The 12,818-nt window shown below is 72.0% G+C and carries 11 protein-coding genes; 3 read left to right on the forward strand and 8 right to left on the reverse strand.

What is annotated here, in order from left to right:
• Window positions 1-86: 86 nt before the first annotated feature.
• The 6 genes from ACIDOF_RS36155 to ACIDOF_RS36180 form a co-directional block, all read right to left on the reverse strand.
• Window positions 87-968, reverse strand: coding sequence for a DUF1295 domain-containing protein (locus ACIDOF_RS36155; protein WP_409010494.1), 882 nt, complete (start codon window positions 966-968; stop codon window positions 87-89).
• Window positions 965-2,287 carry a class I SAM-dependent methyltransferase gene (locus tag ACIDOF_RS36160; protein WP_409010495.1) on the reverse strand — a complete coding sequence of 441 codons (1,323 nt, stop codon included), beginning with the start codon at window positions 2,285-2,287 and terminating at the stop codon, window positions 965-967. The genes ACIDOF_RS36155 and ACIDOF_RS36160 overlap by 4 nt, the downstream gene beginning before the upstream one ends.
• Window positions 2,284-3,732: a class I SAM-dependent methyltransferase gene (locus ACIDOF_RS36165; protein WP_409010496.1), complete on the reverse strand. Its 1,449-nt coding sequence runs from the start codon at window positions 3,730-3,732 to the stop codon at window positions 2,284-2,286. Before ACIDOF_RS36165 ends, ACIDOF_RS36160 begins: the two co-directional genes overlap by 4 nt.
• The gene (locus ACIDOF_RS36170) at window positions 3,729-4,520 is read right to left on the reverse strand and encodes a DUF1365 domain-containing protein (protein WP_409010497.1); all 792 of its coding nucleotides are present in this window, start codon (window positions 4,518-4,520) and stop codon (window positions 3,729-3,731) included. The genes ACIDOF_RS36165 and ACIDOF_RS36170 overlap by 4 nt, the downstream gene beginning before the upstream one ends.
• On the reverse strand, window positions 4,517-5,833 hold the full coding sequence (locus ACIDOF_RS36175; protein WP_409010498.1) for an NAD(P)/FAD-dependent oxidoreductase: 1,317 nt from the start codon (window positions 5,831-5,833) through the stop codon (window positions 4,517-4,519). Before ACIDOF_RS36175 ends, ACIDOF_RS36170 begins: the two co-directional genes overlap by 4 nt.
• Window positions 5,834-6,095: 262 nt before the next feature.
• Complete coding sequence (locus ACIDOF_RS36180; protein ID WP_409010499.1) at window positions 6,096-6,749, reverse strand: fasciclin domain-containing protein; 654 nt, start codon at window positions 6,747-6,749, stop codon at window positions 6,096-6,098.
• Between the two features lie 162 nt (window positions 6,750-6,911).
• Here ACIDOF_RS36180 and ACIDOF_RS36185 point away from each other — a divergent pair, with 162 nt between their 5' ends.
• Window positions 6,912-8,582 (forward strand): sulfite oxidase, encoded by a 1,671-nt coding sequence (locus ACIDOF_RS36185; protein WP_409010500.1) that lies wholly within the window; start codon window positions 6,912-6,914, stop codon window positions 8,580-8,582.
• A gap of 39 nt (window positions 8,583-8,621) precedes the next feature.
• Here the strand turns inward: ACIDOF_RS36185 and ACIDOF_RS36190 are convergent, their stop codons facing one another.
• Entirely contained in the window at window positions 8,622-9,623 is a 1,002-nt protein-coding gene (locus tag ACIDOF_RS36190; protein ID WP_409010501.1) for a MerR family transcriptional regulator, read from the reverse strand.
• Window positions 9,620-10,861, reverse strand: a complete 1,242-nt coding sequence (locus ACIDOF_RS36195) for an NAD(P)/FAD-dependent oxidoreductase (RefSeq protein WP_409010502.1) — start codon at window positions 10,859-10,861, stop codon at window positions 9,620-9,622. Before ACIDOF_RS36195 ends, ACIDOF_RS36190 begins: the two co-directional genes overlap by 4 nt.
• Window positions 10,862-11,222: 361 nt before the next feature.
• On the opposite strand from ACIDOF_RS36195, the gene ACIDOF_RS36200 reads away from it, so the two are divergent.
• Together ACIDOF_RS36200 and ACIDOF_RS36205 are read left to right on the forward strand one after the other, a co-directional pair.
• Complete coding sequence (locus tag ACIDOF_RS36200) at window positions 11,223-11,867, forward strand: sigma-70 family RNA polymerase sigma factor (protein ID WP_409010503.1); 645 nt, start codon at window positions 11,223-11,225, stop codon at window positions 11,865-11,867.
• 216 nt (window positions 11,868-12,083) lie between these two features.
• Entirely contained in the window at window positions 12,084-12,662 is a 579-nt protein-coding gene (locus tag ACIDOF_RS36205) for a fasciclin domain-containing protein (RefSeq protein WP_409010504.1), read from the forward strand.
• Window positions 12,663-12,818: the final 156 nt, after the last annotated feature.

Consider the following 12,818-nt stretch of genomic DNA (forward strand, 5'->3'; position numbering starts at 1 on the left):
GGCGGGAAGGCGCGGGGCCCGGGGCCCAAGGCCCGGGATGTCCCGCCCTTCGCCACGGAGCGGACCGTCCGGCCGCTGACGCATCGTCAGCGGCCGGACGGCGGTCTCGACGCTGCCGCAGGCCCGCCTCGACTCCGCGGCGGACGCGGGAAGAAGCCACTGGTACGGGCCACGTACCCGGCGTAACCCGGACGACTCGACATGTGCTGTTCGAGGAGCCGCTGCCCGCTGCCCCGAGTCAGAAGCAGGGACATCACGAGCGGGGCGACGACGACAGCGACTGCCACGGGGATGGAGCCGGCCGCTAGCAGGAACAGGCCCCACCACACACAGAAGTCGCCGAAGTAGTTCGGATGGCGGGTGTAGCGCCACAGGCCCCGGTCCATGATCTGGCCCCGGTTCGCCGGATCGGCCTTGAACCGGGCCAGCTGCGCGTCGCCGACCGCCTCGAAGAACAACCCCACCGCCCACAGCGCGACGCCCACCCAAGCGACCCAGCCCATCGGATCCGGTACGTAGTGGGCGGCCTGGACCGGCAGGGACACCAGCCAGACCAGAGCGCCCTGAAGCAGGTAGACCATGCGCAGGGCGTACAGGTTCGGGTCGCCCGGGGCCTTGGCCAGCAGGCGGGCGTAGCGCGGGTCCTCCCCGTGGCCGCGGCCGCGCCGGGCGATGTGCCCGGCGAGCCGAAGACCCCAGAGCGCTGTCAGGGCGGTCACGAGGACCCGCCGGACCGGGTCGCCGCCTGCCCCGGTCGAGGCGAGGAGACTCGTCAGGGCGACGGCGGTGAAGCCCAGGCCCCAGGCGATGTCGACGATCCGGTGCATGCCCTTGCGTACGGCGACGGCGAAGGTGACCAGCATGACGGCGAGGGCGGCCGGCGCGGACCAGGGCAGGCCGGCGGCGAAGTGGCCCCAGGGAAACCCGTGGGCCGCGCCCACACCACTCACCCCACTCACGTCGCTCATGCCGCCACCGGCCGCTCAAGCCCCGCGTACCAGTGCCGCGGAGTCGTCGGGTGGCCACCCGGCGCCTCGGGGTCGGGGCGCACGGCGAGGATCTGATCCACGCCCATCCGGCGCTCCTCGAAGGCGAGGGCGCCCCCGACCAGATAGAGCCGCCAGACCCGCGCCGTCTCCTCACCGACGAGACCCACGGCCTCGGTCCAGCGCTCTTCGAGCGTGCGGTGCCAGGCCTCGATCGTGCGGACGTAGTGTTCGCGAAGCGATTCGACCGACCGGATCTCCAGGCCTGCCGTCTCCAGGAGTCCGACGGTGTCGCCCAGCGGGCGCATGTGCATGTCGGGGGCGATGTACGCCTCGATGAACGCTCCCCCACCGGGCGCTGTCGCGCCGCGGGACATCTGCTGGACCAGAACGCGTCCTTGCGGGCGCACCATCCGGTGCAGGGCCGCCGCGAACGCGGGGTACTCGGCGTCACCCACGTGCTCGCCCATCTCCACGGTGGAGACCGCGTCGAACCCACCGTCTGCGATGTCCCGGTAGTCCTGGCAGATCACCTCCACCCGGTCGCCGAGGCCGCGGACGCGCACCTGTTCGCGTACGTGCGCCGCCTGTTCCCGAGCGAGGGTCACGGCGGTGACGTGGGCCTTGTGCCGTTCGGCCGCGTGCAGGGTGAGGGACCCCCAGCCGCAGCCGATGTCGAGCAGCCGGGCGCCGGGGACCAGCCCGAGCTTGCGGCAGATCAGCTCCAGCTTGGCGCGCTGTGCTTCCGCGAGGCCGAACTCCGGTTCCTCGCCGGCCCAGTAACCGCACGAGTACGCCATGGTCTCGTCGAGAAGGAGCCGGTAGAAGTCGTTGGACAGGTCGTAGTGGTGGCTGATGGCGGCGCGGTCACGGGACCTGCTGTGCAGCACGCCGCGCAGCCGTGCCTGGGAGGCGGGCGGAGCCGGCGGTGGGCCCACGACGCCGAGCCGCACCCCGGCGCCGACGGCACGGGCCCGGTCGGGCAGGGAGAGCCGTGGGGTGCCCAGCTGCTGTTCCCTGGCTGCTGCCCAGACGGCACGCAGCCCGTCGGCCAGGTCCCCCTCCACCTCCAGTTCTCCCGTGACGTAGGCCTGGGCCAGTCCCAACTCACCGGGCTGCCACAGGAGTCGGCGCAGTGCGCGCCGGGAGCGTAGGACGACGACGGGGCCGGTGGCCGGGCCGGTCTCGCTGCCGTCCCAGGCGCGCAGCCGGACGGGGAGCGGGCCTCCCCATGCGGATTCGGCGAGTGCGGCGAGGCGGTGCGCCGCGGTCCCGTGCCGTGCGGGGCGGGTGGTGGTCATGGGGCCGCGGCCTCCTTGGTGAGCAGGTACTGCTGGACGTCGAGGTAGCCGGCGCGGAACCCGGCCTCGGAGTAGGCGAGGTAGAGGGTCCACATGCGGCGGAACGTCTCGTCGAAGCTCAGGGCCTCCACCTCGTCGGCGCGCTCGGCGAACCGTTCGCGCCACAGTCGAAGCGTCTCGGCGTAGTGGGGGCCGTAGGCGTCGCGGCGGGCGAGGGTGAGCCCGGTGTGCCGACGCACCGTCTCGGCGACGGCCTCGACCGAGGGAAGGAGTCCGCCGGGGAAGATGTACTTGCCGATCCAGGTGTGAGTGGCGCGAGAGGCCAGCATCCGGTCGTGCGGCATGGTGATCACCTGCAGGGCCACCCGGCCGCCCGGGGTGAGCCGCTCGTCGAGGGTGCGGAAGTAGACCGGCCAGAACTCGGCGCCGACGGCCTCGGCCATCTCGACGCTGACCACGGCGTCGTACGTGCCGCGGGCCTCGCGGTAGTCGGACAGTTCGACGGAGACGCGATCGGCAAACCCGGCCTCCGCTATCCGCGTACGAGCGAGGTCGCGCTGTTCGGCGGAGAGGGTGACCGAGGTGACGTGGGCGCCGCGGGCTGCGGCGCGTATCGCCAACTCGCCCCACCCGGTGCCGATTTCAAGGACGTGGCTGCCCTCGCGGACCTCGGCGAGATCCAGCAGCCGGTCGACCTTGAGACGCTGGGCGTCGGCGAGCTGGTCCCACTGCGCGGGCAGGGAACGGAAGAGGGCCGAAGAGTAGCTGAGGGTCTCGTCGAGGAAGAGGGCGAACAGGTCGTTGGACAGGTCGTAGTGGTGGCTGATGTTGTCGCGGGAGCCGGCCGGTGTGTTGCGCTGCGCGCGCGGACGGCGTGGGGCCCACAGGCGACGCAGGCGTTGCAGGGGTGCGGGGACCAGCTCGGTGGCGTGCGCGGCGAGGACGGTGAGAGCGGCGACCAGGTCGGGGGCGTCCCACTCGCCGGCCATGTAGGACTCGCCGAAGCCGATCAGACCCTGTGCGCCGATACGGCCGTGGAAGGCCCGCGGATCGTGAACGTCCACGACCGGGCCGCCCTTCCCGAGTTCCGTTCCGTCGGCGAACCGCACCCGCAACGGCAGTTGCTTCAGGGCTCGTTGAACCACGGCGGCGGCGATCGCCGTTCGGGGGCCGCGGCGGGGAACGGGGGCGGCGACGTCGGGCCACCGCCCCGGGTCCGGACCGGCGGGACCGGCCGCGGTCCCGGCCTCGGCTGTCTTCTCGGTGGGACCGGCCTCGGAGGGTTTCGCGCCCGCCTTGGCCTCGGCGGAGGTGAGCCTCTCGGTGGCGGCGGGGCCGGCGGGAGGCGCGGTGGCGAGCGCGGGCGTCCGGGGCTCCGGGGCCGATGCGGACTTCGGGGGCTTCGGGGCCGGGGCCGCGGCGGTGCGGGGCTCGGCTGTGGTCATGAAGCGTTCTCCGGGGTTCTCGGTTCGGACTCGTCGGATTCGATGGGGCGTGGTCCGGGTCTCGGCTGTACGGGCAGCCCCCGCAGGTAGAGGCGGATGCCGTGCCACCGGATCGCGGCGGACACGGCGAGCGTGGACCAGGGGTGGCGTAGGGCGAGCCGGAGCAGGGCGCCCGTACGTACTTCGCGGCGAAGGCCCCGGACGGTTGCGGTGAAGGGCCTGCCGTTGTCGCGTTCCAGATGCACGGTGAGGTCGAGGCGGTCGCCGGGTGCGGGCAGTCGCATGCTGTAGCTGCCGTCGACGGGAAAGAACGGCGAGACGTAGAACGCCTTGCCGGCCACCGACCGGCCCGCGGCATCGGGACGCAGCAGGTAGCAGTGGCGTCCGCCGTACGTGTTGTGCACCTCGGCGACGACACAGCGCAGCGTGCCGTCGGGCCCGTGACACCAGAAGACCGTCAGCGGGTTGAACACGTACCCGAGGACCCGGGCGTGGGTGAGCATCAGGACCGGCCCACCCTGGAGGTCCACGCCGTGCCCGGCAAGGAACGCTTCGAGTCCGGCGCGGATCGTCGGACGGTCGCCGTCGAAGTGGTCGCGGGCGTCGAAGCGCGCCAAGGGCCGCAGAGGCAGCGGCAGTTCGGGTGGGCGGTCGGGGTCGATCAGCCACATGTAGGTGCGGTGGCGCAGCGTGTACCGCCACGGGGCGGTGCGGACGTGCGCGATCGCCACGCTGTACAGGGCCGGAGCGGGGCACGAGACCGAGTGCGGCAGCGAGGCCGTGCTCACCAGCGCACTCCCAGGGCCGCGGCGGCCATGACGCCGGAGCGGCAGCCGTCCTCGTGGAACCCCCAGCCGTGGTACGCCCCGGCGAACGCCGTGACGGTGGTGCTCAGTTCGGGCAGCCGCTGCTGGGCGGATACCGACTCCGGGGTGTAGACCGGGTGTTCGTACACCATGCGGGCCCGGACCAGGTCAGGGTCGACGCGGTCCTCGCCGCCGAGCGTGACCACGTACGTCTCGGGTGCGTCCAGGCGTTGGAGCCGGTTCATGTCGTAGCTGACCCGTACCCGGTCGGCGCCCGCCTGGCAGGAAGGCATCAGGTAGTTCCAGGAGGCGCGGGCTGCCCGGGCGTGCGGCAGCAGGCTGGTGTCGGTGTGCAGGAGCGTGGCGTTGCGGGAGTACCGGAAAGCGCCGAGGACCTCCTTCTCCAGGGCGGTGGCGTCGGCGAGGAGACGGAGCGCCTGATCCGGGTGGGTGGCGACGACCACCGAGTCGTACGACCGCACGACGCCGTCCTCGGCGGTGACGCGAACGCCGTCCGGATGCCGCTGGATCGCCCGGACCGGAGTGCCCAGGCACACCGTGTGCAGGGCGCGGGCCACCCGGTCCACGTAGCTGCGCGAGCCGCCGTTGACCGTGCGCCATGTGGGCGATCCGCCGACCGAGAGCATCCCGTGGTGGCGCAGGAACCGGAACAGGTACACGGCCGGGTAGCGCTCCGCGGTGGCGGCGTCGCACGACCAGACCGACGACACCAGCGGGGTCATGAAATGCGTACGGAAGTACCGGGAGAAACCCTCGCGGTCCAGGAACTCGCCCAGGGTGAGGCTTGCTCCGGCGTCCTGCGCGAGGAGCCGGCGCGCGGCCCGATGGAAGGCGGGCACCTGGGCGAGCAGCCGCAGATGCCGCGCGCTCAGGGCGTTGCGGGGCCGGGCGAACAGTCCGGCCGGGCCGCGCGCGCCGGCGTACTCCAAACCGCATCCCTCGCACCGCACCGACAGGCTCATCTCCGACTCCTGTGTGCCGACGCCGAGTTCGGCGAACAGTCGCAGCAGGTTCGGATAGGTGCGGCGGTTGTGGACGATGAAGCCGGAGTCGACTCGGTGACGCGAACCGTCGGGCGCAGTCAGGTCGTGGGTGTGGGCGTGTCCGCCGAGCCGGTCGTCGGCCTCGTACAGCGTGACGTGATGCGCGCGGGCGAGCACGTACGCGGCGGTGAGACCGGCCACGCCGCTGCCGATCACCGCCGTGCGCGGCCGGTCCCGGTCTACGGGAGCCGGGGCCCCGTCGACCCCGCCCGCCGTGTTCACTGACCCCATGGACATGCCTCTCCTCTCCGGCCGCGTGTGCGGTCTCCTGGGTATTCCGGAGCAGAGGGCGTGACGGATTGGGGATCTCCTCATCTCTTTCCGGTGAGCCGCGGTGAGCGGGCCGTACGGTGCCGACGCGGGCGGCGTGACCCGGCGCCGGCGGGACTGTGCGGCCGCAGGGACCCGCTCCCGCGGCCGCATGCCTCCCTCACGCAGCCCGGCGGTCGGCTGTCGGGCTCCCCGTGGGCTCTCAGTCGTCAGCTCTCGTGCGTCACTTGGGCATGAGGACCGAGTCGATGATGTAGACCGTGGCGTTGGCCGTCTGCACGTTGCCGCAGACCACGTTGCCCGAGTCGGCGACCGTGAAGGACTCGCCGGAGCCGGAGGTGGTCACCTCGGTCTTCGCCAGGGTCTCGAACTTGCCGTTCTCCAGGTCCTTCGGGGCGAGCTTCTGACCGACCACGTGGTGGGTGAGGATCTTCGTCAGCTGCTCCTTGTCGTTGAGGACCTTGTCCAGGTCCGCCTTGGGGATCTTGCCGAAGGCGTCGTTGGTGGGTGCGAAGACGGTGATGTCCTGCGCGTTGTTCAGGGTGTCGACGAGGCCGGCCTTCTTCACGGCCGTGACCAGCGTCGACAGGGCCGGGTTGTTGGACGCGGCGGTGGCGACCGGGTCCTTGGCCATCCCGTCGAACGAGCCCGCGCCGTCCTTCGGCACGGACGCGCAGGCCGGACCGAACGGACCGTCCATCGCCTCGGCGTCGTCCGCGGGGGCGGAGGTCTCCGGCTCCTTCTCCTTCGACGCGGGGGCCGAGGCGCTGTCGGCTGCCTTGTCCTGGGAACCGCTGTCGGAGCAGGCGGTCAGGGCCAGCGGCAGCATGGCAGCAGCAGCTACGGCGACAGCGACACGACGGACACGATTCTGCATGGCAATCCCTCATCGATCGGATTCGTAAGAGCCCTGTGCTCTCATCGCCGGGAATTCGAGGCGGGTACGGAGGCGGTTTGGTCTCTTCTCCCAAGAGATTCCGCAGTCACCCGATCGGGCCCGAGGACCAAACCGGAACCGGCGCGGGCACGGATTCTGCGCATGGACGACGACATGGACGACGACATGGACCGCCAACGGCCGACCACCACCCCTCCCGACGGCAACGGCCACGACAGTGCCCGTGGCGCCAAACGGAGCCCGAGACGGCTCTCCCTCGGAGCGCTGAGCGGCCTGCTCGCCGGGTACGCGGCCCTCGCGGTCGCCGAGTTGGTCGCCGCCGTGGTGCGGCCGGAGTCGGGGCCGGTCGTCGCGGTGGGCGGCGCGGCAATCGACCGTACGCCGTCCGCCGTGAAGGACTGGGCGATCCGCCAGTTCGGCACGAACGACAAGCTGGTGCTGCAGCTCGGCATCCTCGTCGTGCTCTGCGGCGTGGGGCTGGTCCTCGGCGTGCTCGCATCCCGTCGGCGCCGTATCGGCTCGCTCGGCGTCCTCGCCTTCGGCGCCGTCGGCGCGCTGGCCGCCACCAGCCGGCCCGACTCCACGGGCGCGGTCGACGCCCTGCCGTCCGTGGCGGGCGCCGTGGCCGGAGCCGCGCTGCTGTACTGGCTGATCGGTCTTCTGGAACGGCGCACCGCACCCGCGGCGGACGCGACGGAACCGAGCGCTCAGGCAGACTACGGCTGGGACCGGCGCGCCTTCGTCGTCGCCGCGACCGCTGCCGCGGCAGCGTCGACCGGCGCCACGGTGGCCGGCCGGGCCTTGAGCGGGTCGCAGACCCGCAGCGCAGCAGCCTCGCGCACGGATGTGACGATTCCGCCACCGTCGTCCGAAGCCGCCCCCACACCTCGCGGAGCCGCACTGCGCATCAAGGGGATCACTCCGTACGTGACGCCCAACGACGACTTCTACCGCGTCGACACCGCCCTGGTCGTGCCGAAAGTCGACGCCACCACCTGGAAGCTCCGCATCCACGGCAAGGGTGTGACCCGCGAACGGACCCTGAGCTTCGACGACTTGCTGAAGATGCCGCTCGTCGAACGCACCATCACCCTGACCTGCGTCTCCAACGAGGTCGGCGGCCCCTACATCGGCAACGCCCGCTGGATCGGCGTCCCCCTGGCCGAACTGCTGCGGAAGTGCGGCGTCCGGCCGCCGTCCGAGGGCGGGCCCGCCGATCAGCTCGTGTCGCGCTCCGTGGACGGCATGACGCTCGGCACCCCCGTCGAGGACGTCATGGACGGGCGCGACGCGATGCTGGCCGTCGGCATGAACGGCGAGCCGCTTCCGTTCGTCCACGGCTTTCCCGTACGCATGCTCGTGCCCGGCCTGTACGGGTACGTCTCGGCGTGCAAATGGATCCGGGACATCGAGCTGACCACCTTCGACGCCTACGACACCTACTGGGTGAAACGGGACTGGGCACAGCGCGCTCCGGTCAAGACCCAGTCCCGTATCGACACCCCCAAGCCGTTCGCCCGCCCGGCCGCCGGCACCGTCATGGTCGCCGGGGTCGCCTGGGCCCAGCACCGCGGCATCGACAAGGTCGAGGTCAGGGTCGACAACGGCCCGTGGGAGGAGGCCCGGCTCGCCGCCGAGGACACGAGGGACACCTGGCGCCAGTGGTCGTACGAGTGGAAGGCCGCCAAGGGCGGCCACAGACTCACCGTCCGGGCCACCGACCGCACAGGCGAGACCCAGACCGAACGCCGCACCCGCACCATCCCGGACGGAGCCTCGGGCCGGCACTCCGTCGTCGTCACCGTCGAGTGAGCGCGGCCCTGCGCAGCCTGCTCGTCCGGCGCGGGACGGCTATGTGCCGGTACGGAAGAGCGATTCCAGGAGCGCCAGGCCGGAGGCGAGTCCCGTGAGGCGGCCCGCCCCCGGTTCCGGGGGCGTACCGGCCCAGCCCGGTCCCGCCAGCAGGGCCAGTGGATGGCTGCGGGCGCCGCGTACGCCCCATTCGAGAGCGAGGAGCCTGCGCACCACCCTCAGGTCGGCCGTCTCCCGGGACTGAGACCAGAGAACGACGGCGCCCGGGCCGGTGCGCCGCGCGGCCGACTCCAGGGCCTCCGCGGGTACGGCGGCCCCGAAGATGCGGGTGGGCAGTCCCCGTTCGGTCAGCGCCGCCCACAGGGCTTCGATCGGCAGGCTGTGCTGCTCCTCCGGCATACAGGCCAGCAGGATCGGCGGGCGACCGTCCATGGCCGGGGCGACCGCCGAGCGGAGCATGGACGACACGTGCCAGGACAGCAGGTGTTCCACTTCGACGTACGACTCGTCGGCCGTCGCCCACTTGCGGCCGACGGCGTGCAGAGTCGGGGCGATGATCTGTTCCCAGGCCACCACGACCCCGTACGCGTCGATCGCGGAGCGGAGCTGGATCTGTACCGCCGAGGCGTCGAGTCGGACCGCGGCGCGCGCCAGGCCCCGGCTCTCCGGCCAGACCTGGCCCAGCGGCAGGTCTCGGAAGCCTCCCGGAGTGCGCCGCCGCGGGCCGGGCTGCGAGGGCGCCGCCGTGGGTCGGCCGCTGTCCGCCATCGCCAGTTGAGCCGCCTCCGCGGGCGTGACTCCCTGCGCGGTCAGCCGGCACATGTGCTCCATCCTGGCCACGTCCTCCGGGGACCAACGCCGGTGGCGCCCTTGTTCACGGCGGCTCGGGCCGATGCCGTAGCGACGCTCCCATGTGCGCAGTGTCGTCTGCGCGACACCGAGCCTTCGGGCGAGCGCCCCGGTGGTCAGGGCGGCCTCGGCGGCAGCGTCCCGGTCGGAGGACGGCGGGCCGGACCGGCGGGCCGCTCGCTGACGCGTCACAGCCGGCCCGACGTCAACACCTCGCGGGCCGCCCGGGCCCCCGAAGCCAGGGCACCCTGGACGGACCCGGTCGCGCGGTGGTCCCCGCACACGTACCGCCCGGGCTCGAATCGACTGGTCCGGGACAGCGGCCAGGGCGGGACCATGGCGGGCAGAGCACCGTGAACGCTGTAGTGAGCGATCTCCTCCCACCCGGAGGTGTCGGTCCCGTAAGCCTCGGCGAGAGCCTCGCGCAAGGCGAGGGCGCGCTGCGCTGTGTGGGCGCCGAGCACCGATGCGGAGATCAACGCGTGGCCTCGGGGTGCGTGGCCGGGCGCCACCCGACTCGGAACGCAGGTGTTGAGGAAGCGGCGGCGAGAGTCGAGCAGCAGCACGGGCTCGTTGAGCGGTGAGCGGGGCGCCGCGTAGTAGTACGTGCAGACCGTGCGCGTCGGCGGGACTGTCAGGTGCGGAACGAGGCGCGCGGACGTTTCCGGGTCGGTGGCCACGACGACCGCGGGAGCGTCCAGTTCCCGGCCGTCGGTCAACAGGACTCCGGTGGAGGTGAGTTGACGCACCGGAGTCTCTAACTGCACGGCACCTGGGGGGAGTTGTGACGCCAGGTGTACGGGGACCGAGCCGATGCCCGCGGCGGGCAGCGTGGCGGTTCCGCGCAGGAAGCTCCGCCAGACCATGTGGAACACCCGGCTGGACGTCTCCAGGCGGTCGTCGAGGAACACCCCGGCCAGAAACGGGTGCAGGAAGTTCTCCAGCAGATCGCCGGTGACGCCGCGGCGGCCGAGTTCTTCGCTCGTCCTGCGTTCGGTGCGGCCCCTGAGGGCACGCGGGGGCGCCAGCGCCGCGAACAGGGACAAGGTGGCGAGTCCCGCGGAGTCCCGCACCAGGGCCCCTCCCTGTCGGGCGAGCCGAGGGAGATCGCGGGGGCGGCGTGAGGGGTCGCTGTACCGGTGCCGCCCGTGCGGCGTGTGCGTCAGGACCGAGGGCGTGAAGGGGTGCAGGAGCAGGCTGCGCAGTGCGGCCCGGCGCCTCAGTTGAGGGTACGCAGTGTTGAGCACCTGGAAGCCGCGATCGAGTACGAAGCCGTCCCGGCGATCGGTACGCATCCGGCCTCCCACGGCGTCGGACGCCTCCAGGACGCGCACGTCGAGGCCCGCTGCGCCGAGGTCGAAGGCGCAGGCGAGGCCTGCCGCCCCCGCGCCGACGACAATCACGTCATGGTGCCTGCGCTTGCCGCTCATGCGCCTCTCCTTCTGCTCACCGGGCCTCACCGCCGGGCCTCCTGTCTCGCGCCGGAAGGCCGTCCGCCAGTCCCTTTCGGGGCGCTCTCCGGATGCGCCCCGCGCCGAACGGCCTCGTCGATGTATGCCGCGCCCGCCTCCGATGACCGCTGCCGGACGTCTCCCCCTGCGGCTCGGCGCGTCCACTTTCCGCACCTTCTTCGGCCGCGAGCGGAGGCTTGGTTGCACTTGAGGATAAACGACGCACAAACGATGCATCTTGTGCACCGGTTTTCCTCGCGATCACGCTGACGACAGGCGCGACGAGGCGCCGCCCGGCAGATCAGTACAGCCCGGTGGAGCTGTCCGAGGAGTGTTCAAGATGACCGCAACACAGATGGTGCGCCCTGAGCCCGGTGCGGCAGCGGAGGCGGACCTCGCCCCGGCCACCGTCCTTGCTTCGGCCACCAGCCCGGGACGTCGGGACGATCAGCTGATCGCCGAGGCGTTTGTGCGGGGGGACGAGGACGGCTGCAGGCTCGTGTACGAGCGGTGGGCAGCCCTCGTGCACGGCATCGCGCGGCGGGCGCTCGGCGACTCCTGCGAGGCCGAGGACGTCACGCAGCAGGTCTTCATCGCCGCCTGGCGCTTCCGCCGCGGGTTTCGTCCGGAGCGGGGCAACGCCGCTTCCTGGCTGGTCGGCATCGCCCGGCACAAGATCGCGGACGCGCACGCGGCACGGGCCCGTCAGGCCCGGCTGGCGGCAGCGGTGCAGTCGGACCGGAACACGGCGCCACGCCTGCCGGACGGGCGCCTCGCGCAGCAGACCGTGGACCGCGTCGTGGTCCGGTACGAACTGAGCCGGCTTCCCCGCGTGCAGCGAGAGGTCCTGAGGCTGGCTTTCTACGAGGATCTCTCCCAGTCGCAGATCGCCGCCCGCACCGGGCTTCCGCTCGGCACGGTCAAGAGCCATGCCCGGCGGGCCATGCGCACGCTGCGGCTGCGCCTGGAGCAGAGCGGGTGCTGACCCTGCCGCCGAGCAAGGTGCAGTGCGGCAGCCCGCGACCGTCACGCGCACACCGGTTCTCCGCGGCACGCATCCGGGCCGGTCTTCCGGGCGGAATCACGGGTGTGGCACAAGGGCGACGGGCCCCACCCGGATCCGAGCCGAGGCGTCCTCCACGGACGGCCGTCGGGATCCGACCACCCGGACCACGCGCCCTCGATCCAGGAGGAACGAGCCATGACAACCTCAGCACTCCGCCGCTGGGCAGCCTGTGCAAGCACGCTGGCCCTCCCGGTGGCACTCGGCCTCACCGCACCGGCAGCTCTCGCCGCGCAGCCTGCAGAGCCGTTCGGCCCGGCATGCTCGTCGCTCCCCACCTCGGGAGAGGGCAGCGCCGAAGGCATGGCCGACGACCCGGTCGCCACCGCGGCTTCCAACAACCCCGAGCTGTCGACGCTGGTCGGCGCGGTCAAGAAGGCGGGACTCGTCGACACCCTGAACAACGCCGAGAACATCACGGTGTTCGCCCCGACCGACGACGCGTTCGCCAAGGTCCCCAAGGCCGACCTCGACAAGCTGCTGGCCGACAAGGAACAGCTCACCAAGGTGCTGACCTATCACGTCGTGGGCGAGAAGATCGACAAGGGCATGCTCGCCGACGGCACGTACAAGACCCTGGAGGGCGGCGAGTTGACCACGAACGGCTCCGGGGATGCGTACAAGGTGAACGACAGCGCGTCCGTGGTCTGCGGCGACGTGGCCACCGAGAACGCCACCGTGCATGTCGTCGACACCGTCCTCATGCCCAGGGCGTGAGCCCGATGTCGCGGTGTCACCGCAAGATCGGTGCGCCCAACTCGGCCGTTGCCGCCTCTGCCCTGGCCGGGTGGTGGTCTGGAGACCGGCTTGAAGGGCTCGGCGGAGCCAAGACTGCTCCGCCGAGCCGCCGGGCGGCGACCCGCACGCGGCAGC

It is taken from the genome of Streptomyces sp. Da 82-17, from assembly GCF_046098215.1.
In the GTDB taxonomy this organism is placed as follows: domain Bacteria; phylum Actinomycetota; class Actinomycetes; order Streptomycetales; family Streptomycetaceae; genus Streptomyces.